Below are 21,844 nucleotides of genomic sequence, written 5' to 3' on the forward strand. Positions count from 1 at the left end.
CCCGCCGGCCGGGACCCCGACCCGTGACGCTCGTCGCGTCACGCCGCCGGCACCCGCCACACCCAGACGTCCTCGACCCGCTCGGGCGGGCCCAGCAGGGCGGTGGCGGTGCGGCGCAGCGCCTCCTCGTCGACGTCGTACTTGGCGCCGTGCACCCGGTCGGCCAGCACGACCGCCCGCACGTCCCAGTAGCGCAGGTCGGCCCGCGACTGCTGGATGCTGCCCTCGGTGACGATCGGCACCAGGCCGGTCCGGCCCGCCTGGTCCATCAGCGTGTCGAAGGTGCGCGGCACCGGGCCGATCCGGCCCCGGCCGTCCGGCCCGCCCGGGCCGAGGAAGAAGCCCGCCGGGATACGGAACTCGCCCTGCCGGTGGGCCAGGGCGTACGCCTGCCAGCGCTGGCCGTCGGGGTAGACGTCGACGGTCAGCGGCAGCGGGGTGAGCACCCCGTCGGGCGGGACGTAGCGCGTCCAGGCGCCGGTGGTGATGAACGCCGGGACCGGTTCGCGCACGCTGGTGAGCAGCGGGGTGGGCAGCAACGGCAGCAGCGCGACGGCGAACCCGACCGTCCAGGCCGCGCCACCGAGCCGGCGCCGGGGCGGCCGGGCCCGCAGGCTGTCGACCGCGTACGCCAGCAGCAGGCCGATCACCGGCGCGACGACCAGCGCCAGCCGCGACGGCAGCGCCGCGTTGACCACCGGCAGGTTGTCCAGCACCCCGAACGGCAGCAGCTGGTCGGTGCGCCGGCCGTTCCACTTGGCCGTCGGCCCCCAGGAGAGCACGGCGAAGACCACCGCGGTGACGCCGAGCGCGGCCAGCGTGGCCCGGAACGCCCGGTCGGCGCGCCGCCAGAGCAGGGCGAAGCAGGCGACCGCGAGCAGCAGCAGCGCGACGCCGAAGAAGGAGTTCTCCTCGGTCGGGTTGGGCGCCAGCGAGGTGCCCCACCCGGCCCAGCCGGCCAGCGAGCGGCGCGGGTACGCCCCGTAGGCGGCGATGTCCTCGGAGTGGACCAGCGGGTCGAAGCCGGTGCCGTGGAACCGTTGCGGCCCGGCGAAGTGCAGCCAGAGCGGGTACGCCAGCAGCGCCCCGGCCACCAGCGCGGTCACACCGAGCCCGGCCGCCATCCGCGGCAGCGCGGCGCGCGCCTCGGCCCGGCGCGCCGGGGCCAGCGCCCAGGCCAGCAGGAACACGCCGAGCGCCAGGGCGGTGAAGAACAGCCCCTCGGCGGCGATCGAGAAGGCGACCGCCACCAGCAGCCCCAGCACGATCCCCCCGGTGACCGCGCGCCCCGGCCGCCGCAGCCGGAACACGCCCCAGACCAGCAGCGGCACCAGCCAGCCCGCGGTCCAGTTCAGGTGCGCGTTGGCGTGCGACACCATCGCCGGGCAGTAGGCGATGAACAGCGCGCCCACCCCGGCGGCCAGCCGGCTGGCCACGAGGTGCCGGCTGAGCAGCCAGTACCAGGCCACCGCCGTGGCGGCCAGGTTGAGCGTGAGGATCACCAGGAACGTCGCAGGCGGCCCGACCAGGTACGTCAGCGGCGCGAAGACCGCCGCGTACACGGTGATCGAGGTGTTGACCGCGAGGTTCACGCCGTCCGGGACGTTGATCAGGTGGGTGAAGAGCGGGTTCTCGCCGTGGGTCAACGCGTGCCCGCCGAACGCCAGCAGCCACTCGAACAGCGCCTGGTCGCTGGAGTTGACGGTGATCGTGCGGCTGTTCGGGTCCCGCCACATGCCGCTGGTGACCCAGAGCGCCAGGGCCACCGCGGCCAGCGTCACCAGCAGGTCGGCGCGCCGGTCGCGAGCGGCGGTGGCCGGCGACGGGCCGGTGACCGGGGACGGGGAGAACGGCACGCAGCGGACGTTACCAATCGGACCTGGGCACACCGCCCGGACGGTGAATGTGTGACCGGCAACCATTCCTGTCGATGAAACACGGACGTAACGTCGCGGCAACTCGGAGAGTGACTCAGTTCACATTCCATGATCGGGAGGTCCCCGTGTCCCGCTCCTCATCCCTCATCACCCGCCTCGCCGGGGCGGCGGCCGGGGTCGTGCTGGCCGCGGCCGCCGTCCTGGTCTCCGCCCTGCCCGCGCAGGCCGCCTCGCTGACCCAGGTCAGCGGGTTCGGCTCCAACCCCGGCAACCTGGCCATGTACGCCTACCGGCCGGACGGCCTGCCGGCCAACGCGCCGGCCGTGGTGCTGCTGCACGGCTGCACCCAGAACGCCTCGACGTACTTCACCAACTCCGGCTGGCAGAAGTACGCCGACCAGTGGAAGTTCGCGCTGATCGTGCCGCAGCAGCCGTCCGGCAACAACGCCAACTCCTGCTTCAACTGGTTCGAGACCGGCGACACCGCCCGAGGCCAGGGTGAGGCGCTGTCGATCAAGCAGATGGTCGACTACGCGAAGACGAACTACGGCACCGACGCCGGCCGGGTCTTCGTCAGCGGCCTGTCCGCCGGCGGCGCGATGAGTTCCGTCATGCTCGCCACCTACCCCGACGTGTTCGCCGCCGGCTCGGTGATCGCCGGCATCCCGTACCGCTGTGCCACCAGCACGACCAGCGCCTTCAGCTGCATGAACCCGGGCGTGGACAAGACCCCGGCGCAGTGGGGCGACCTGGTCCGCAACGCGTACTCCGGCTACTCTGGCAAGCGGCCCCGGGTGGCGGTCTGGCACGGCACCAGCGACTACACGGTCAACGTGGCGAACGCGACCGAGTCGCGGGACCAGTGGACCAACGTGCTGGGCGTGTCGCAGACCCCGACCAGCACCTCGTCGCTGCCGGGCGGCACCAGCCTGGAGGTCTACGGCAACGACCAGGTGCGCGTCTACCGCGTCTCCGGCATGGGCCACGGCACCCCGGTCGACCCGGGCTCGGCCGCCGACCAGTGCGGCACCGCCGGGGCGTACTTCCTGGACACCATCTGCTCGACCTACCGGGACGCGCTCTTCTTCGGCCTGGGCGGCGGCACCACGCCGAGCCCGACCCCGACGGCGACCGCCTCGCCCACCCCGACCTCGTCGCCCTCGCCGACGCCCACCACGTCGCCGGTCTGCGTCACCGCCAGCAACTACGCGCACGTCGTGGCCGGCCGGGCCTACCAGTCCGGCGGGTACGCCTACGCGCTCGGCAGCGGCCAGCGGATGGGCCTCTACAACACCTTCTACACCACCGTGCTGAAGCAGACCGGCCCCAGCTACTGGGTCATCGGCTGCTGACCGCCCGCACCGCGCCGCCCTCGCCGGGTCACTCGGTGAGGGCGGCGTGCAGCGCGCCCGCCAGCTCCGGGTGGGTCCAGGTGAAACCGGCCCTGCCGAGCACCCCCGGCAGCACCCGGGTGCTGGTGAGCGCCTCGTGCGCGAAGCCGCCCAGCGCCACCTTCAGCGCCAGCGCCGGGATCGGCATGATCGCCGGTCGGTGCAGCTGACGGGCCAGCTCCCGGGTGAATTCGGCGTTGGTGACCGGCGCCGGGCCGACCACGTTGACCGGGCCGGCCACGTCGTCGCGGGCCAGCAGGAACACCGCGGCGTCCAGCCAGTCACGCATCGAGATCCATGGCAGCCACTGCCGGCCGTTGCCCAGCTTGCCGCCGACACCCAGCCGGAACGGCAGCAGCTGCGGCTTGAGCAGACCGCCGTCGCGGTGCAGCGGCAGCCCGGTACGCAGCCGCACCACCCGTACCCCGGCGTCCTCGGCCGGTCGGGTCGCGGCCTCCCAGACCCGGCAGACGTCGGCCAGGAACCCCTCGCCGGCCGGCGCGTCCTCCTCGACGGTCCGGTCGCCGGTGTTGCCGTACCAGCCGACGGCGGAGGAGTTCAGCAGCGCCGCCGGCCGGTCCGTCGCGGGCAGCCCGGCGATCGTGATGGCCAGCGTGGTGGTGCTGTCCACCCGGCTGGTCCGGATCAGCTTCTTGTAGTCGTCGTTCCAGCGCTTGTCGCCCACCCCGGCGCCGGCCAGGTTGACCACCGCGTCGGCGTCGGCGACCAGCTGCGGGTCGAGCTGCGCGGCGGACGGATTCCACTGCCGCTCGTCGGGGGTGCGCGGCGCGCGGCGGACCAGGCGGGTGACCTGGTGGCCGTCCGCGGCGAGCCGGTCGACCAGTCGGGTGCCGAGGAAGCCGGAGACGCCGGCCATGAGGATCCGCATGCTCATATCTTCGAGTACGGAGCGCGATCCGGATGCGTTGAGCGAAATCACTCACTCGTCACGCCCCCGTGTTGCGGAGTCGTCTCACTCGCCCGTGCGGCCGTCGACGGCCTCGCGCAGGATGTCGGCCTGACCGAGGTGCCGGGCGTACTCGTCGATCATGTGCAGGAGCACCCAGCGCAGCGATCGTTCGGCCCCGGTCCCCGGCGTGCGCCCGACCGCGTCGAGGGGGAGGGCGGCGGCGATCCGGCGGGAGGTCGCCACCTGTTCCCGCCAGATCGCGAAGCTGCCCGGGCCGGTGGCGTCGGCGACGTCGTGGAACGGCGCGTCGAAGTCGTCGGTCAGGTCGAACAGGTCGCCGGGCCAGGGCGCGTCCGCGACCACGCCCTGGAAGTACCAGCGTTCGACGGTCGCGAGGTGCCGGACCAGGCCGAGCAGGGACAGGCGGGTGGACGGCACCGGACGTGACCGCAACTGCTCGTCGGACAGGTCGGCGCACTTGCGGACCAGGGCGTCGCGCTGGAAGTCGAGGAACGTGTCGAGCAGCGTGCGCTCGTCCGCGCTCGGCGGCAGCGCGAAGCGGCGGTCGGACCCGGCGTCTCCGGGCGTCACGGCGCTCACGCCGCCGCCGTAGCCGTGCGCAGGTCGGCCAGGAGGCGCTCCACCTCGGCGTACGCCGTCTCCGGCAGCGGCCCGCACGCCAGCGCGCCGATGTTCTCCTCGGCCTGGCCCACCGTCCGGCAGCCGGGGATGGGCAGCGTGCGCGCGCTGCGGGCGAGCAGCCAGCCCAGCGCGCCCTGGGCCAGCGTGCGGCCGTCGGCGGTGAGCGCCTCGCGGACCCGGGCCACCCGCTCGGCCCACTCGGCGCGTGGCACCCCCTCGCTGAACCAGTCCAGCCACTCGGGAGCCGACCCGCGCACGTCGTCGCCGCCCCGGGCGGCCGGGGCGCCCTGGTACTTCGCGGTGAGCAGGCCCATCGCCAGCGGGCCCCGGTTGAGGCTGGCCAGGTCGAACTCCTCGCAGACCGCGAGCATCGCGGCGTTGTCCCGCAGCACCGACTGGTCGTGCTGGATCGCCGCGCAGCGCGGCCCGGCCGCCGCGAACGCCCGCGCCGACGCCGGGTCGTCGGTGCTCCAGCCGTACGCCCGGATCTTCCCCTCGTCGACCAGCGCCTCCAGGGTGTCGACCAGGTCCAGCGCGCGTGGCACCGGCAGGCCGTTGAGGTGGAGCTGGTAGAGGTCCACGTGGTCGGTGCCGAGGCGGCGCAGCGACCCCTCCAGGCTGCGTCGCGCGTTCGCGGGGCCGGCGTCCTCGCCGGTGGCCTGCCGGGTCGCCTCGTCGGTGAGGTAGCCGAACTTGGTGGCGATCACCGCCTGGTCCCGGCGACCGGCGAGCGCCCGGCCGAGCACCCGTTCGCTGTGCCCGGCCCCGTAGTTGCAGGAGGTGTCGAAGAGGGTCGCGCCGAGGTCCAGGGCCCGGTGGACGGTGCGGACCGACTCGTCGTCGTCCACCTCGCCCCAGCCCAGCGGCTGGGCGCCGGCCCAGAGCGGGCCGCCGATCGCCCAGCAGCCCATGCCGATGGCGCTGACCTCGATGCCGCTGCGCCCGAGTCGTCGTGTCGTCGTCATGGCCTCAGTGTCCTATCTCGAGCGCGCTCGAAGTCGACCCGTTTCCGGCCAGCCGGTGCAGGAGCGGCGCGAGCGCGGCGACGGCGTCGGCGCGTACCACGAAACGGGTGACGCCCCAGCGGCGCTCGTGCGCGGCGACGGCCGTGGCGATCTCGTCGGCGGTGCCGGCCAGCACGAACGGGGTGGCCAGCACCTCCGCCGGGGTGAGGCCGGTCTCGGCGGCCGTCTGCGCGGCGACCGACTCGGCGTCGTCGGTCACGGCGAACCGCTGGACCAGCGCCTCCAGGACCGGCGGCGCGTCCCGGCCGGCGGCGCCGGCCGCCACGTGGGCGAGCTGCGCCTCGATCTGGTCGGCCCGCCAACGGGCCTCGTGCTGGTGGCCGTCGGCGAGGGTGCGGCCGAAGCCGGTCAGGCCGACCACGTCGGCGTGCGCGCCGGCCCAGCGCAGCAACGTCGAGTTGGCCGTGCCCACGGTGAGCGGGATCCGGTCCTGGACCGGCCGGGGCGCGTCCAGGCGGGCGGCGTGCGCGGTCAGGTCCGGCGTGTCGACGGTGACCTCGTCGCCGGCCAGCAACGCCCGCACCGCCTCGGCCACCGCGACGCAGCGGCGGACCCGACCGGCGACGTCGGGGCGTTCGCGCCCGACCGCCCGCCACTCGGCCGGGGTGTGGCCGGCGCCGAGGCCGAGCCCGGCCCGCCCGCCGGAGACCACGTCCAGGGTGGCCACGTCGGCGGCGAGCAGGACCGGCTCCCGGACACCGGCGTTGGAGACGTACGAGCGCAGGCGCAGCGTGCCGGTCACCGTCGCCGCGGCGGCGAGCGCCACGAACGGGGACGGGCCGGAGCCGGGATGGTCGGCCGCGGAGAGCGCGTCGAACCCGGCGGCCTCGACGGTGCGGGCCAGCTCCACCCAGCTCGCCGCGTCGGTGGGCCGGGCCTGTACGGAGAAGGTCGCCATCGGCCCAGTCTCCGGTCGTGCCGCTCTCCCCGCCCACCCCTTCTGCCGAGGGCCGAAGGGGTGGGTGCCGCCCCGCCTCGACGCCTCAGACCGCGTCGAGGCGGGCCAGGTCGTCGGGGGAGAGGCGCAGGGCGCCGGCGGCGATGTTCTGCTCCAGGTGAGCCGGGTTGCCGGTGCCGGGGATCGCGAGCACGTTCGGGCCGCGACCCAACGTCCAGGCCAGCCGGATCTGGGCCGGGCCGACCCCGTGCTCGCGGGCCACGGCGACGACCTCCGGGTGCTCCTCGCCGGTGGCGCCGGCCTCCCGCCCGCTGGTGACGATGGAGAAGAACGGCACGAACGCGGTGCCGTGCGCGGCGCAGTCCCGGATCAGCTCGTCGTGGCTGCGGCGGTAGCCGAGGCCGTACGAGTTCTGCACGCAGACCACCGGCGCGACGGTCCGCGCCTCGGCGACCTGGTGCGGACGCACCGCCGAGACGCCGAGGTGCCGGATCAGCCCGGCGTCGACCAGTTCGGCGAGCGCGCCGTAGTGCTCGGCCAGCGGCTCCGGGCCGTGCACCCTCAGGTTGACCACGTCGAGGTGGTCCCGGCCGAGCTGGCGGAGGTTCTCCTCGACCTGGCCACGCAACTGGTCCGGCCGGGCCGCCGGCAGCCACCCGCCGGACGGGTCCCGGCCCGGTCCGACCTTGGTCACGATGACCAGGTCGTCCGGGTACGGCCACAGCGCCCGGTTGATCAGCTCGTTGGCGGAGCGCAGCGGGGAGAAGTAGAACGCGGCCGTGTCGATGTGGTTGACGCCCAGCTCGACCGCGCGGCGCAGCACGGCGACGGCCCGGTCCCGGTCGCTCGGGCTGCCGTCGGCGTTCGCGGTCAGCCGCATCGCGCCGAGGCCCATCCGGTTGACGGTCAGGTCGCCGAGCTGCCAGGTGCCGGCCGCGCCGGCGTGGACGGTGTCGGTGGTCATGCGGTCCCCGTTCTCTCCTGGCCCGGTGGTGGGCCGAGTGGTTCCACGGAGGCCACCGCCGATCGGTTCACCGCTTCGCGCTCACTCGCCCTCGTCGCGGTCGTCGGGCTGCTCGTGCCAGCGGGCCCGCCACGCCGCCTCGTGCGCCTCGTGGCTGGCCCGTTCCTCGAAGACCAGCTTCCGCAGCGCCCGCCGGCCCTCGTCGAAGACGACCACCTCGGCGGCCACCATACCGACCGTGATCGCGGTCAGCAGGCCCAGCGCGGCCAGGCCCGGCACCCGCTCGGCCAGTGGGATCGACGCGCCGAGCAGGAGGACGGCCGTGACCCGGGTCCAGCTCAGCGTGCGCAGCGTCCGCGCCTGGAACAGCATGTTGCCGCAGAGGAAGCAGGCCACGCCGCCGAACAGCAGCGGCACGCCCGGGCCGTGCGCCGGTTCGCTCGGCGGCACGTTCGGGTCGGCGATCCCGTGCACGATCATCTCCGCGCCGAGCGCGAACAGGATGATGCCCGCGATCATCGGCAGGAACAGGTACGCGTACGCGTCCCGGGCCATCGCCACCCGGGGGCCGTCCTCGGCGGCGTGCAGGGCGATCCGGGCGGCCGGCCCGACCATGTCGTAGTGCGCCCACCACAGCGCGGCGGTGAAGAAGATGCCGAGCACCGCCGCCGCGACGGCCGGCCAGGTGGGCGGCTGCCCGAGCAGGTTGCTGCCCACGCCGACCGAGATGACCGACTCGCCCAGCGCGATGATCAGGATGAGGTCGTACCGCTCGGTCCAGTGCTCGGCCGAGGCGACGCCCCAGCCCCAGGTGCCGGCGATGAGGCCGGTGCTGTACTGCAGCACCACGACGGTCGCCCACAGCCCGTCCCGCACCGCCGCCGCCGAGGTGAGACCGTCGATCTTCGGCGGCACCAGGGCGGCGACCAGCAGCAGCGCCGTGCTGCCGATCACCTCTGGGGCGAACCGGACCAGTTGCCGACGCTCGTTCGGGCTGTCCCGCACGACGTGCAGGTAGAGCAGCAGGTGCACCATCCGCAGCACGGTGTAGCTCAGCGCCGCGACGATCGGTCCGGCCGCGTTGCCGCGCGGGTCGCGGAACGCGTTCGGCAGCGACAGCGCGAACGTGAACAGCGCGGCCATGCCGACGGTCATGAGCACCGGGACGAAGCCCTCGCCGAGCCGTACCCGGGTGGCCACCACGCTGTGCACCACCCACGACCACCAGAGCACGGCGAGGACCAGCAGCGCGTGCAGCAGCGCGCCGCCGGTCACCTGGAGCGCGGTGGCCCGGGTGATGATGAAGAACGAGAAGACGAAGACCAGGTCGAAGAAGATCTCGAACCGGTCCACCCGGGCCCCCGGGGCCACCGGCACGGCCGGCCCGAGGCGCCACCGCCACCCGTACCCGCTCACCGGCCGAGTCTGTCAGCGCCCCGGCGGCGGCGTGCCGGAACGACGCGGACCGGGTCCCGGTCAGCCCTGCCGGTGACGCAGCCCGTCCATCAGCAGGTCGAGCAGGCGGCCGGCCTGGTCGCGTTGGTCGGGCTCACCGGCCACCAGGGAGACGCCGCTCAGGCTCGCGAGCACGTCGGCGGCGGCCACGTCGGCGCGTACGGTGCCCTCGGCCGCGCCGGCCGCCAGCAGGTCGCCCAGCGCGGCGAGCAGCCGGTCCCGGCTGTGCGCGTACGGGTTGGCGCCGGAGGCGATGGCGAGCCGCAGCGCGTCGGCCATGCCCCGCTTGGTGGCGAGGTAGTCCACGAACCGGTCCATCCACGCGCGCAGCGCCGCCTCGGCGGGCCGGTCCGCCAGCAGCTCCGGCCCGGCGTCGCAGAGCTTGGCCAGCTCACTGCGGTAGGCCGCCTCGATCAACGCCTCCCGGGTCGGGAAGTGGCGGTAGAGGGTGCCGATGCCGACCCCGGCCTCCTTGGCCACCCGATCCAGCGTTACCTCGGCGCCTGCCCGGGAAAACGCCTGGACTGCGGCGTCCAGCAGTCGCTGCCGGTTGCGCAGCGCGTCGGCGCGCAGCGGTCGGTCGGGCACGGCTCCTCCTCGGCTCGACCGGGGCGGACACCCGGCCGGACTGGCAACCGGAGGATCCTCCGGTTAGTCTCGGTGTTAACGGAGGGTCCTCCGCTTCTCATCGTAGCGGGCGGACGTCGATCCGCCCCGCCCTCGACAAGGATGGATCATGACCACCAGCACTCCCGTCACCACCCCGTTCTCCCGCGAGACCACCGCCCTGGAGGTGGTCCGCGACCTCGACCTGACCGGCCGGCGCGCCGTCGTCACCGGCGGCGCCTCCGGAATCGGCGTCGAGACCGCCCGCGCGCTCGCCTCCGCCGGGGCGGACGTCACCCTCGCGGTCCGCAACCCGGACGCCGGGCAGCGCGCCGCCGCCGACATCACCGGCACCACCGGCAACGACCGGATCCTGGTCGCCCCGCTCGATCTCGCCGACCTCGACTCGGTGGCGGCCTTCGTCCGCACCTGGGACGGCCCGCTGCACATGCTGGTCAACAACGCCGGCATCATGGCCTCGCCCGAGATGCGCACCGAGCAGGGCTGGGAGATGCAGTTCGCGACCAACCACCTCGGGCACTTCGCCCTGGCCACCGGGCTGCACCCCGCGCTCGCCGCGGCCGGGGGCGCGCGGGTCGTCTCGGTCAGCTCGGCGGCCCACCTGCGCTCGCCCGTGGTGTTCGACGACATCCACTTCCGGCAGCGGCCGTACGACCCGTGGGCGGCGTACGGGCAGTCCAAGACCGCGAACGTGCTCTTCGCGGTCGAGGCCAGCCGGCGCTGGGTCGACGACGGGATCGTCGTCGACGCGCTGATGCCGGGCGCGATCCGCACCAACCTCCAGCGCTACATCAGCGACGAGGAACTGGACCGGATGCGCGCGCAGAGCGGCGGGGGAGCGGCGTACTGGAAGACGCCCGAGCAGGGGGCGGCCACCTCGGTGCTGGTCGCGGCCTCGCCGCTGGTCGCCGGCGCCGGCGGCCGGTACTTCGAGGACTGCCAGGAGGCCGGCGTGAACCAGCCGGGCACCCGCACCGGCTACGCCCCGTACGCCCGGGACCCGGAGTCCGCCGAGCGGCTCTGGACGGTCTCCGAGGAGCACCTGCGCGGCTGACCCGCGAAACGCCGGAGGGGCGCGCGGCAGTCGCCGCGCGCCCCTCCGCTGTCGAACGTCAGAGACCCAGCTCGGCCTCGAAGTTGCCGGCCTCCAGCCGCTCCTTGACCGAGGTCAGGAAGCGGGCGGCGTCGGCGCCGTCGATCAGGCGGTGGTCGTACGACATGGCCAGGTAGACCATCGACCGCACCGCGATGACCTCGCCCAGCTCCGGGTCGTTGACCACGACCGGACGCTTCACCACGGCACCCGTGCCGAGCATCGCCGACTGCGGCGACGGCACGATCGGGGTGTCGAAGAGGGCGCCCCGGCTGCCGGTGTTGGTCAGCGTGAACGTCGCGCCGGCCATCTCGTCCGGAGTGATCTTGTTGGCCCGGGTGCGCTCGGCCAGGTCGGCGATCCGCTTGGCGATGCCGCCCATGTTGAGGTCACCGGCGTTGTGGATGACCGGCACGAGCAGGCCGCGCTCGGTGTCCACCGCGATGCCCAGGTGCTCGGCGGCCGGGTAGGTGATCGTGCCGCCCTCCAGGTCCATGCTGGCCTGGATGATCGGGTGGGTCTGCAGCGCCTCGATCGCGGCCAGGGCGAAGAACGGCAGGAAGGACAGCTTCACGCCGTGCTTGGCCTGGAACGAGTCCTTGGCCCGGGCCCGCAGCTTGGCGACCTTGGTGACGTCGACCTCGACGACCGTGGTCAGCTGCGCCGTCTCGTGCAGCGACTGCTGCATCCGCTTGGCGATGGTGGCCCGGATCCGCGGCAGCTTCTCCGTGGTGCCCCGCTTGGCGCTCGGCTCCGGCTTGGCGGCCGGCTGGGCCGGCGCCTTCGCGGCGGCGGGCTCGGCGGCGGCCGGCGCGGCCGTGGCGGCCTTCGCCTTCTCGGCCGCCTCCAGCACGTCCTGCTTGCGGATCCGGCCACCCACGCCGGTGCCGTTGACCGAGCCCAGGTCGACGCCGTGCTCGGCGGCGAGCTTGCGGACCAGCGGCGTCACGTAGCCGGCGGCCTCCTCGCCGCCGCCCTGGGCCGGGGCGGTCGGGCGCTGCGGGGTGGCGGTCGGCGCGGCCGGCTGGGCGGCCTGCTCGGCCTTGGCCGGCTGCGCGGCCGTCTCCGCCTCGGCGGACGGCTCGTTGTAGGACAGACCCGGGGTCGGCTCCTCGACCTTCGGCTCCGGCTTCGGCTCGGCCTTGGGCTCCGGCTTCGGCTCGGGCTTCGGCTCCGCCTTGGGCTCGGGCTTCGGCTCCGCCTTCGGCTGGGCCGGCGCGGCGCCGGCCGCCCCGACGATCGCCAGCACGGCGCCGACGTCGGCGGTCTCGTCCTCGGCGACCTTGATCTCCTGCAGCGTGCCGGCGACCGGCGACGGGATCTCGGTGTCGACCTTGTCGGTGGAGACCTCCAGCAGCGGCTCGTCCACCTCGACGGTCTCGCCGACCTGCTTGAGCCAGCGGGTGACCGTACCCTCGGTGACGCTCTCGCCCAGGGCCGGCATGGTCACCGGGGTGCCCTCGCCCGACGACGCGGCGGGCTCGGCCGGCTCCTCGACGGCCGGCTGCTCGGCCTCGGCGCCCGGCTCGGCGGCGGCCTGCTCGGCCTGCTGCTCCGGCTCCGGGCCGGTACCCTCGGCGGCGGCCGTCGGCTCGGTGGCCGGCTCGGCCTTCTCGGTGGGAGCCGCGCCCGCGTCCTCGCCCTCACCGGCGATGACGGCCAGCTCGCTGCCGACCTCGGCGGTCTCGTCCTCGCCGACCACGATCCGGCTCAGCACGCCCGCCGCGGGCGACGGGATCTCGGTGTCGACCTTGTCGGTCGACACCTCCAGCAGGGGCTCGTCGACCTCGACGGTGTCACCCTCCTGCTTGAGCCAGCGCGTGACGGTGCCCTCGGTGACGCTCTCGCCGAGCCGGGGCATGGTGACCGATACCGGCATGTTCTCCAGACTCCTTCATTCCCCTGGTGGGATCATCGCCCGTCGCCGGACGCCGCGGTTGTCGTGTCAGGCGTGCGCGTGCAGCGGCTTGCCGGCCAGGGCCAGGTGCGCCTCGCCCAGGGCCTCGTTCTGGGTCGGGTGGGCGTGCACGAGCTGCGCCACCTCGGCCGGGTAGGCCTCCCAGTTGTAGATGAGCTGGGCCTCGCCGATCAGCTCACCCACCCGGGCGCCGACCATGTGCACGCCGACCACCGGGCCGTCGTCCACCCGGACCAGCTTCACGTGGCCGGCGGTCTTGAGGATCTGGCTCTTGCCGTTGCCGCCCAGGTTGTAGTTGTAGGTCTTGACCTTGTCGGCGCCGTACTGCTCCTTGGCCTTCGCCTCGGTCAGCCCGACCGAGGCCAGCTCCGGGTCGCAGTAGGTGACGCGCGGGATGCCGGCCTCGTCGATCACGGCCGGGGTCTTCCCGGCGATCTCCTCGGCGACGAAGATGCCCTGCTGGAAGCCGCGGTGCGCGAGCTGGAGGCCGGGCACGATGTCGCCGACCGCGTAGACGTTCGGCACGCTGGTGCGCAGCCGCTCGTCGGTCAGCACGTAGCCGCGGTCCATCTTGACGCCCTGCTCCTCGTAGCCGAGGTCGGCGGTGTTCGGACCGCGGCCCACGGCGACCAGCAGCAGCTCGGCCTCGACCGTGTCGCCACCGGAGATCGTCAGCTTGACGCCGTTGTCGGTCTTCTCGACCTTCTCGAACGGCTTGCCGACCTTGAAGTTGATCTTCCGCTTGCGGAACGCCCGCTCCAGCGCCTTCGACGACTCCTCGTCCTCGGCGGCGACCAGGCGGGGCAGCGCCTCGACGATGGTCACGTCCACGCCGAAGGACTTCCATACGCTGGCGAACTCGACGCCGATCACGCCGCCGCCGAGCACGATCGCCGACGCCGGGACGCGGTCCAGGGTCAGCGCGTGGTCGCTGGTGATGATCCGCTCGCCGTCGACCTCCAGGCCGGGCAGGCTCTTCGCGTACGAGCCGGAGGCCAGCACGATGTTGCGGCCGGTGTAGCGCTTGCCGTCGACCTCGACGACGTTCTTGCCGACCAGCTTGCCGTGGCCCTCGACGATGGTGATCGCCTTGTTGCTCTTGAGCATGCCCTGAAGGCCCTTGTACAGCCGGGAGATCACGCCGTCCTTGTACGAGTTGACGGCCGCCATGTCGATGCCCACCAGCTCGGCCTTCACGCCGAACTGCTCGGACTCGCGGGTCTGGTCGGCGATCTCGGCGGCGTGCAGCAGCGCCTTGGTCGGGATGCACCCGTTGTGCAGGCAGGTCCCGCCGAGCTTGCCCTTCTCGATCAGCGCGACCGTCAGGCCGAGCTGGACGGCGCGCAGGGCGGTCGCGTAGCCGCCGCTACCACCTCCGAGGATGACGATGTCGAAGGTCGTGTCGTTCGGCTCGCTCACATCCAACTCCCAGGTCGCGTCACTGCATCGGGGGTTACGGCGGAGTAACAGGCACACCCCACCTCGGTCATCTTGTCACCACCACGGACCGAGCGCGTACCGAGGTGCCCAACGACACGTCGGCGACACGTACCCTTGGCATCGTCTTCGATGACGTCCGGGGGAGGAGTGGGTCCGGTGGCGCTGTTCCGACGACGCAAGCGGGTGGCCGCGGTGAGCCGCGACCGGGCCGCCGATCGCGCCGATCTGGACCACCTTGAGAACTTCGTCCGCACCCGCCGGGGCGTCGAGGCGTTCCTGGAACCGCGGACGACGGTCACCGAGACCACCGTGATGCTGATCGCCGACGACGGCGAGTGGACCCGTCGGCGGGTCGGCAGCCCGGACGAGGCCCGCCGGTGGGCCCACAAGATCGCGATCCCGATCTACGACGTGCGGCTGATGGGCTACCCGCAGCGGATGCGCGACTACAACGAGCGCCGCAAGCGCCGGCCCGAGCTGTTCTGAGCCGTCCGAGCTGTCGAGCGCACGTGTTAAGAAGGGCCCCTTCTACAACGCCAGGCGTTAAGAAGGGGCCCTTCCTTGCGCGTCAGCCGTTGGCGGCGACGTCGTCCACCAGGTGGAGCAGGGTGCGCACCGGCACGCCGGTGCCGCCCTTGGTCCAGTAGCCGGTCGCCTCGCCCGAGTGGTAGCCCGGCCCGGCGATGTCGATGTGCGCCCAGGCCACGTCGTCGGTGACGAACTCACGCAGGAACACGCCGCCCTGCAGCATGTGCCCGGCCCGGTCCATCCCGGCGTTGACCTGCGAGATGTCCGCGACGTCGGACTCCATGCCCTTGCGCACGTCGTCCGGCAGCGGCATCGGCCAGGCCGGCTCGCCGGTCGCGTCACCGGCCACCCGGACCCGCTCGCACAGCTCCGGGGTGCCCATCACGCCGGCGATCCGCTTGCCCAGCGCGATCACCTGGCCGCCGGTCAGCGTCGACGTCTCGAACAGGTAGTCGGCGCCGTCCTCGCAGGCCCGGGCGATCGCGTCGGCCAGCACCATCCGGCCCTCGGCGTCGGTGTTGAGCACCTCCACCTTCTTGCCGTTGTACATGCTGATCACGTCGCCCGGCCGGTAGCTGGTGCCCGACGGCATGTTCTCCGCCATCGGCAGGTAACCGGTGACCGTCACCGACGGCTTGAGCGCGGCGACCGCCAGCATGGCCGCGCCGACCGCCGCCGCGCCGGCCATGTCCGACTTCATCTCCCACATGCCCTGCGCCGGCTTGATCGAGATGCCGCCGGTGTCGAACGTGATGCCCTTGCCGACGAGCGCGACCCGCTTGCCGTTGCCGCCGCCCGCGGGGGTCCAGGTGAGCTTCACCAGCCGCGGCGGGGCCTCCGAGCCCTGGCCGACCGCGAGGATGCCGCCGTAGCCGCCGGCGGCCAGCGCCGCCTCGTCCAGCACCTCGACCTCCAGCCCCGCCTCGCGGGCGGCGGCGGAGACGACGTCGGCGAACGCCGGGGGCCGCAGCTCGTTCGGCGCGGTGTTCACCCAGTCCCGACTGGTCCGCACCGCGCCGGCCACCGCCTGCGCGCGGGTGACCTCGGCCTGGGCGGTCCCGTCGGCCGCGTCCGGCACCGCGACCAGCACCTCGGCCACCGGCTCCCGCCGGGTCGGCTGCGGCTTGGTCTTGTAGCCGGCGAACCGGTAGCCGCCGAGCAGCGCGCCCTCGGCGACCGCGCGCAGCGCGGCCGGCGCGTCGGCGTCGTCGGGCAGCGGCAGGGCGAGGGCGACGCGCGGGGCGCCGGCCAGCGCCCGCACCGCGGCACCGGCGGCGCGGCGCAGCGACTCGGGCCCGGGGGCGGCGCCGGAGGGCTCCGGGCCGAGCCCGACGGCGGCGACCACCGGTGCGGTCACCGTGCCCAGCGTGGCCAGCTTGATCACCTCGCCGGGGCCACCGGTCGCGCCGAGCAGGGCCAGCGTCTCGGTCAGCTTGCCGTCGAACGCGGCGGCGATGCTCTCCGCGCCGCTGGCCAGCAGCAGGGCGTGGGCGGGTGCGCCGCTGCCCGGCTCGGTGGTCTGGCTGTGCACGCCGATCACGATCGCGTCGACGGCGAGTTCGGCGGGGTCGGTGTCGACCAGGCTGAGGGTGGTGCGGGGCGATGTCACGAAAGCTACTCCGGGCGGGCCGGGCCGGCCGCGTCGTCGCGTACCGGCGGTGAAGGTCTCTCCGGCGGCAACCTACCCGTCGGAGGCGTGGCTGTCCCGCCGATGGACGCCGACGGGATCCCGCCGATGCTAACCAGCCCGGTCCGGGCCGGTAAGTTGCCACCCATGACCGAGGTGACCTCCGACGCCGCCGAGACCCGGCTGCGCCGCTCCCCGCTGCACGAGCGACACACCGCGCTCGGCGCGAAGTTCGCCCCCTTCGGGGGCTGGCAGATGCCGCTGGAGTACGCCGGCGGCGGCGTGCTCAAGGAGCACACCGCCGTGCGGACCGCTGTGGGCGTGTTCGACGTCTCGCACCTGGGCAAGGTCCGGGTCACCGGGCCGGGCGCCGCCGACTTCGTCAACGCCTGCCTGACCAACGACCTCGGCCGGATCGCGCCCGGAAAGGCGCAGTACACGCTCTGCTGCGACGACGCCACCGGCGGCGTGGTGGACGACATCATCGCCTACCTGCACGCCGACGACCACGTCTTCCTGGTGCCGAACGCGGCCAACACCGCCGAGGTGGCCCGCCGGTTGCGCGCCGCCGCGCCGGACGGCGTGACCGTCACCGACGAGCACGAGGCGTACGCGGTGCTCGCGGTCCAGGGTCCGCGGTCGGCGGAGCTGCTCGCCGGGCTCGGCCTGCCCACCGGGCACGAGTACATGAGCTTCTCCACCGCCACGCTGGCCGGCGTGGAGCTGACCGTCTGCCGCACCGGCTACACCGGCGAGCTGGGCTACGAGCTGGTCGTGCCCGCCGAGCACGCGGTCGCGGTCTGGGACGCGCTGCTCGCCGCCGCCGACGACGTGCGCGCCTGCGGCCTGGCCGCCCGGGACACGCTGCGCACCGAGATGGGCTACCCGCTGCACGGGCAGGACCTCTCCCTGGAGATCACCCCGGTGCAGGGCCGCTCCGGCTGGGCGGTGGGCTGGGACAAGCCGGCCTTCTGGGGCCGGGACGCGCTGCGCGCCGAGAAGGCCGCCGGTCCGGCCCGTACGCTGCGCGGCCTCACCGCCGTGGACCGGGCCATCCCGCGTCCCGGCATGGCCGTGTACGCCGGCGACACGCAGGTCGGCGTCGTCACCAGCGGCACGTTCAGCCCGACGCTCAAGCACGGCGTCGCGCTGGCGCTGGTCGCCACCGACCCGAAGCTGCCCGACGGCGAGGAGTTGGAGGTCGACATCCGCGGCCGGCGGGCCCGGATGCGCCTGACGAAGCCCCCGTTCGTCCAGCCCTCCGTCCGCTGAACCGCGCGGGTCAGTCCTCGGCGAGGCGCTCGCCGGCGTCGAGGACGGCCTGCGTCCAGCCGCCCTCCAGCACGCCGGTGCCGTCCAGCACGGCCCAGTCGACCACGTCCGACGCCTCCACCACCACCGGCGAGCCGATCCGCACGCCGGGGTCGGTGTTGGCGTCGCTGGCGCTGGCGCCGACGATCCGCTCCGGGACCTCCCAGGAGGTCACCCCGGCCCAGACGTACTCGGGGCCCTCGTCACCGGGCAGGCCGTACTTGACCACGAGCTGGCTCTCGTCGGGCAGCCGGCCGGCCAGGAACCGGGCCCGGATGTCGCCGAGCGAGGCGCGGGCGGTGGCCACCGCCCGGCTCATCGCGTCGCCGGTGCGGGTGTAACGGACGTCCGGCTGGATGCCGTTGAACAGCGTCGCGCAGGCGGCGGCGAAGTAGCGCCCGGGCGGGCCCGGGTGCCCGGGCGGCGGGTTGAGGCTCAGGAACGAGTCGGCGTCCGGGTCGGTGGCCGGGTCCAGCTCCAACCGCAGCAGCACCGGCGCCGTCGCGCCGTGCTGCTCCGGATTGCCGTACGCGACCGCGATGTCGTGCCCGGTCACCGTGGCCAGCACCGGCAGCTGCACGAACGCCGGCACCTCCTCGCCGGCCAGCCCGTCGGTCCAGTCCCGCAGCAGCCGCCGGGCCGCCCCGGTCATCACCGCGCCCCAGGCCCGGGTGAGGTGGTCCGGCACGCCCTGGGCCTGCAACTCCAGCAGCCCGAACCGGCGCAGCCCCTTGGTGGTGAACCAGAGCCCGTCGGCGTCCGAGGAGTAGGGCACCAGCACCCAGTCGACCAGCCGGATCCGGCCGTGCTCGTCGGGCAGCGAGCGCAGCGCGGCCGCCGGGTCGAGGAACTGGAGCCCGAAGACGTCCACCACGTCCCCGCCGACCGTTTCGGCGACCGCCGCGGCCACCGCCCGGGCCGCCCACTCGTGCGCCGGCGGCCAGCCCGGCCGGTACTCGGCCTGCACCACCACCAGGTGGGTGGCGGCGGCCAGCCGGGCCAGCTGCTCGTCGGTGGCGCCGAACGCGCTGAGCAGATCCGGCGGCAGCTCCGGGAACTCGTCGACGGTGCGCGTGTCCACGCTCATCAGGGGGCTGTCCAGCATCTGCTTCGCCAGCCCGTGCACCGGCTCGGCGAGCCGGCCGGCCAGACCCTCCACCGCGGTCTTCGGGCTGACCCGGGGCAGCCCGGCGATCGGCACCAGATAGGTCGCGTCGAGCGACTCGGGCACCGGTACGGGCAGGAAGTCGTCCGTGATGAGCATGTCGTCCCCCTCGACCGCGCCGGTGCACCAACCCGAACGCTACCCGTCCGACCGGGTGGCGATCAGCCGGTCAGGACCAGTCCCAGGTAGGACAGCGTGGTGACGATCTCCACGAGGGCGCCGAGGACGTCGCCGGTGATCCCGCCGAAGCGGCGTACCAGGTGTCGCAGGAGCCCGGCCGCGACGGCGAGCGCGCCGAGCACGGCGAGCGGCCCCTGCCACGGGCGGCCCGGCACGGCGGGCGCGGCCAGCAGCGCGACGGCGAGCGCGCCGACGGTCGGCGCCACCCACCCCACGGTGCCGGCCACCAGCGCGCCCAGGCCCTCCGGTCGGGCCGCCGGCACCCCGCGGCGACAGGCCAGCGTCACCCCCAGCCGCCCGGCCGCGGTGCCCGCGACCACCGCGGCGAGCGCCGCGACCGCGTCCCGCCCGACCAGCTCCGCGAGCACCGCGGTCTGGAGCAGGAGGACGAGCACCAGCGCGACCACCCCGAACGGGCCGACGTCCGGCTGTTTCATGATCTTCAGGGCGGCCTCGCCGCGGCGGTAGGAGCCGAGCGCGTCCACGGTGTCGGCCAGCCCGTCCAGGTGCAGGCCCCGGGTGAGCAGCGCGCCCAGCCCGACGGTGAGCCCGGCGGCGACCAGCGGCGGGGTGACGGCGCCGGCGAGCAGCAGCACCCCGCCGAGCAGCGCGCCGAGCAGCGCGCCGACCGCCGGGGCCAGGGCCATCGCGGTGCCGGCGGTGGCCCGGTCGACCCGGCCGGCGCGCAGCGGCGCGGTGGTGAACGTGGTCAGCGCCAGCCGGACGCCGTCGGCGAGCCGGGCCTCAGTCGGCACGTCGGCCGGGGAAGACCGGCTCGTCCGCGCCGGTCGTGGCCGGTCCCGGCCCGGCCGGCTCCGGTTCGGCGAAGTCCGGCTCGTCCGCGCCGGTCGTGGCCGGTCCCGGCCCGGCCGGCTCGGGCTCCGCGAAGCTCTCGTCCTCCGCGCCGCCGCCGAGCGACGGATGCACGGGCAGGGTGGCGGCCAGCGTCAGCGCCGAGCGCAGCAGCGGCAGGGCGGCCAGCGCGGTCGCCCCCTCGCCCAGGTCGAGCCGCAGGTCCAGCAGCGGCGTCAGGCCGAGGACGTCGGCGGCGAGCCGCACCCCGGGACGGCCACCGTGGTCGGGCAGCAGGCACCAGTGCCGGGCCTGCCCGGCCAGGTCGCGGCTGACCATCCCGGCGGCGGTGCCGACCGGGCCGTCCAGCAGCACCGGGACCCGTCGGGCGGTGGCGCCGAGCAGCACGCCGGTGGCCATCGCGATGTCGCCGCCGCCCAGCTCGGACAGGATGTCGTGGGCCTCGCGGGGCGAGCGCCGGGTGCGGTGCAGCGCGTCCCGGACGGCCGCGCAGCGGACCATCCAGGCCGCGTCGTCGATCTCGCCCTGCTCGTTCACCACCCGGCCGAGCACGGCCGGCGGTTCCGCGCCGGCCGTGGCCGCCAGCACCGCGGCGGCCGTCGCCTCGGCGCCGGCCCCGCACGCCGCCAGCACCAGCAGTTGTACGCCGGCGTCGGCGGCCTGCTCGGCCAGGCGCCAGCCGTAGCGCAGCGCCGCCTCCACCTGGTCGGCGGGGAGCGCCGGACCGTCCTCGAACGGCGCCGAGGTGGGTGCCTCGACGACCTGGAGGCTGGCGCCGTTCTCGGCGGCCAGCCGGGCCAGCGCGCCCCGCCCGGCGCGGGCCTGCCGGGCGCGGCGGGCCGACTCGCCGGGCGCCGCCCCGGCCGACGCGCCGCCGTCGTGGTCGCCGTGCAGCAGCAGCACCCGGACGGCGTCCCACGGGCGCGGGGTGGCGGTGCCCTGGGTGGCGGCGGCGAAGCCGACCACCTGCTCCAGCACGCCGAGCCCGGCGCCGGGGACGTCGAGCGTGGCGAGCCGGTCGACCGCCTGCGGGCCGGTGTAGTCGTCCGGCATCGGCAGTTCCATGCCGGGCTGGATGACCAGCCCGGTGGCGATCATCGGCAACGCCATGGTGGGGGCCGCCCAGTCGCCCGCGCCGGACGTCCCGCCCTGCCCCGGGGTGGGCACCGGCGCGGCGGTCGGGGTGAGCACCTCGGGCAGCGCCACGTCCGGCACGGCCCGACCGCCCGGGTCCGGCGTGGAGGCGGTGGACGGCGCCCAGGGCCGGTCGGCCGGGCGGGACTCGGCCGTTCCCGGGCCGGTCGCCGGTTCCGCCGGCGTGGCTCCGAGGCTTCCCGGGGCCGCCGGCCGCGCCGCCGGGGTGGACCCGGGCGTCGCCGGGGTGGTGGCGGCCGGGGTGGGCGGCTTGAGCCAGGCGGTCTGGCCGGCCACCACGAGCGCGACCGCGTCGCAGGCGTCGGCGACCGCCCGGTTGGTCGCGCCCAGCGCGTCGGTGAACGCCCGGCCCAGCGGCGTGGTGGGCACCAGCGACAGGCCGACCTCCGGGCTGACCAGCACCAGCCGCGCCTGGCTCGCGCGGACCGCGGCGGCCAGCTCGGCGACGGTGGCGGTGTCGTCGGCCGGCTGGTGGGCCGGGTCGAGCAGCACGGTGACCCAGCCGCCGAGGTCGTCCACGAGCACTGTGTCGTGCCGGCCGGCGGCGGTGATCAGCTCGGCCAGCCGGCCCGGATCCGCCGCGGTCTCCTCGGTGGTCCAACTCCCCGGCCGGCGGGCGCGGTGCGCCGCGAGGCGGCCCGCCCACTCGGTGTCCTCCGGGTCCCCGGCGGGGGCGGTGGCCACGTACCGGACCGTGGGCGCGTCGGCGACCAGTGACTCGGCGAACTCGGACTTGCCGGAGCGGATACCGCCGAGCACGAGGAGGGTGTGCCACCCGTCAACGGACATGCCCGTACCTTAGTTCTCCCGCCCGCGCCCCGCCCC

Annotated in this window: 18 protein-coding genes; 4 read left to right on the top strand and 14 right to left on the bottom strand. The window is 74.7% G+C overall.

The genetic code is table 11. The annotated features are described in order from the left end of the window. Positions 1-38: 38 nt before the first annotated feature. The gene (locus GA0070622_RS10760; protein WP_176710442.1) at positions 39-1,856 is read right to left on the bottom strand and encodes a DUF6311 domain-containing protein; all 1,818 of its coding nucleotides are present in this window, start codon (positions 1,854-1,856) and stop codon (positions 39-41) included. 146 nt (positions 1,857-2,002) lie between these two features. Between GA0070622_RS10760 and GA0070622_RS10765 the strand changes: the two genes are divergently transcribed. Continuing rightward, complete coding sequence (locus GA0070622_RS10765; protein ID WP_091573173.1) at positions 2,003-3,229, top strand: extracellular catalytic domain type 1 short-chain-length polyhydroxyalkanoate depolymerase; 1,227 nt, start codon at positions 2,003-2,005, stop codon at positions 3,227-3,229. A gap of 28 nt (positions 3,230-3,257) precedes the next feature. Here GA0070622_RS10765 and GA0070622_RS10770 read toward each other — a convergent pair whose 3' ends face one another. From GA0070622_RS10770 to GA0070622_RS10800, 7 genes are all read right to left on the bottom strand, one after another. Then, positions 3,258-4,157 carry a TIGR01777 family oxidoreductase gene (locus tag GA0070622_RS10770; protein ID WP_091573174.1) on the bottom strand — a complete coding sequence of 300 codons (900 nt, stop codon included), beginning with the start codon at positions 4,155-4,157 and terminating at the stop codon, positions 3,258-3,260. 84 nt (positions 4,158-4,241) lie between these two features. Beyond that, positions 4,242-4,778 (bottom strand): DinB family protein, encoded by a 537-nt coding sequence (locus GA0070622_RS10775; RefSeq protein ID WP_245666176.1) that lies wholly within the window; start codon positions 4,776-4,778, stop codon positions 4,242-4,244. Next, on the bottom strand, positions 4,775-5,785 hold the full coding sequence (locus tag GA0070622_RS10780; RefSeq protein ID WP_091573175.1) for an aldo/keto reductase: 1,011 nt from the start codon (positions 5,783-5,785) through the stop codon (positions 4,775-4,777). The genes GA0070622_RS10775 and GA0070622_RS10780 overlap by 4 nt, the downstream gene beginning before the upstream one ends. 4 nt (positions 5,786-5,789) lie before the next feature. Then, positions 5,790-6,743, bottom strand: a complete 954-nt coding sequence (locus GA0070622_RS10785) for an LLM class flavin-dependent oxidoreductase (RefSeq protein ID WP_141561936.1) — start codon at positions 6,741-6,743, stop codon at positions 5,790-5,792. A gap of 85 nt (positions 6,744-6,828) precedes the next feature. Beyond that, positions 6,829-7,707, bottom strand: a complete 879-nt coding sequence (locus GA0070622_RS10790; protein WP_091573176.1) for an oxidoreductase — start codon at positions 7,705-7,707, stop codon at positions 6,829-6,831. A gap of 81 nt (positions 7,708-7,788) precedes the next feature. Then, positions 7,789-9,123, bottom strand: a complete 1,335-nt coding sequence (locus GA0070622_RS10795) for a low temperature requirement protein A (protein WP_091573177.1) — start codon at positions 9,121-9,123, stop codon at positions 7,789-7,791. Between the two features lie 60 nt (positions 9,124-9,183). Next, complete coding sequence (locus GA0070622_RS10800) at positions 9,184-9,750, bottom strand: TetR/AcrR family transcriptional regulator (RefSeq protein WP_091573178.1); 567 nt, start codon at positions 9,748-9,750, stop codon at positions 9,184-9,186. Between the two features lie 148 nt (positions 9,751-9,898). Between GA0070622_RS10800 and GA0070622_RS10805 the strand changes: the two genes are divergently transcribed. Further along, positions 9,899-10,843 carry an SDR family NAD(P)-dependent oxidoreductase gene (locus GA0070622_RS10805; protein ID WP_091573179.1) on the top strand — a complete coding sequence of 315 codons (945 nt, stop codon included), beginning with the start codon at positions 9,899-9,901 and terminating at the stop codon, positions 10,841-10,843. A gap of 58 nt (positions 10,844-10,901) precedes the next feature. Here the strand turns inward: GA0070622_RS10805 and sucB are convergent, their stop codons facing one another. Beyond that, on the bottom strand, positions 10,902-12,761 hold the full coding sequence (gene sucB, locus GA0070622_RS10810) for a 2-oxoglutarate dehydrogenase, E2 component, dihydrolipoamide succinyltransferase (RefSeq protein WP_091573180.1): 1,860 nt from the start codon (positions 12,759-12,761) through the stop codon (positions 10,902-10,904). A gap of 66 nt (positions 12,762-12,827) precedes the next feature. Further along, complete coding sequence (gene lpdA, locus GA0070622_RS10815; RefSeq protein WP_091573181.1) at positions 12,828-14,219, bottom strand: dihydrolipoyl dehydrogenase; 1,392 nt, start codon at positions 14,217-14,219, stop codon at positions 12,828-12,830. A gap of 177 nt (positions 14,220-14,396) precedes the next feature. Here lpdA and GA0070622_RS10820 point away from each other — a divergent pair, with 177 nt between their 5' ends. Further along, the gene (locus GA0070622_RS10820) at positions 14,397-14,726 is read left to right on the top strand and encodes a hypothetical protein (RefSeq protein WP_091577145.1); all 330 of its coding nucleotides are present in this window, start codon (positions 14,397-14,399) and stop codon (positions 14,724-14,726) included. 82 nt (positions 14,727-14,808) lie between these two features. Here the strand turns inward: GA0070622_RS10820 and GA0070622_RS10825 are convergent, their stop codons facing one another. Further along, positions 14,809-16,377 (bottom strand): leucyl aminopeptidase, encoded by a 1,569-nt coding sequence (locus tag GA0070622_RS10825; RefSeq protein ID WP_091573182.1) that lies wholly within the window; start codon positions 16,375-16,377, stop codon positions 14,809-14,811. Between the two features lie 165 nt (positions 16,378-16,542). On the opposite strand from GA0070622_RS10825, the gene gcvT reads away from it, so the two are divergent. Next, a complete protein-coding gene (gene gcvT / locus GA0070622_RS10830) occupies positions 16,543-17,667 on the top strand; it encodes a glycine cleavage system aminomethyltransferase GcvT (protein ID WP_091577148.1) in 1,125 nt (374 codons plus the stop codon). Between the two features lie 10 nt (positions 17,668-17,677). On the opposite strand, the gene GA0070622_RS10835 is transcribed toward gcvT, so the two are convergent. The 3 genes from GA0070622_RS10835 to GA0070622_RS10845 all read right to left on the bottom strand — a co-directional run bounded on the left by GA0070622_RS10835 (position 17,678) and on the right by GA0070622_RS10845 (position 21,808). Then, a complete protein-coding gene (locus GA0070622_RS10835) occupies positions 17,678-18,970 on the bottom strand; it encodes a DUF2314 domain-containing protein (protein ID WP_091573183.1) in 1,293 nt (430 codons plus the stop codon). Positions 18,971-19,032: 62 nt separating this feature from the next. Continuing rightward, a complete protein-coding gene (locus GA0070622_RS10840) occupies positions 19,033-19,806 on the bottom strand; it encodes an adenosylcobinamide-GDP ribazoletransferase (RefSeq protein ID WP_091573184.1) in 774 nt (257 codons plus the stop codon). Further along, a complete protein-coding gene (locus tag GA0070622_RS10845) occupies positions 19,796-21,808 on the bottom strand; it encodes a bifunctional adenosylcobinamide kinase/adenosylcobinamide-phosphate guanylyltransferase (protein ID WP_091573185.1) in 2,013 nt (670 codons plus the stop codon). The genes GA0070622_RS10840 and GA0070622_RS10845 overlap by 11 nt, the downstream gene beginning before the upstream one ends. Positions 21,809-21,844: the final 36 nt, after the last annotated feature.

Source organism: Micromonospora sediminicola, assembly GCF_900089585.1.
Classification (GTDB): domain Bacteria; phylum Actinomycetota; class Actinomycetes; order Mycobacteriales; family Micromonosporaceae; genus Micromonospora; species Micromonospora sediminicola.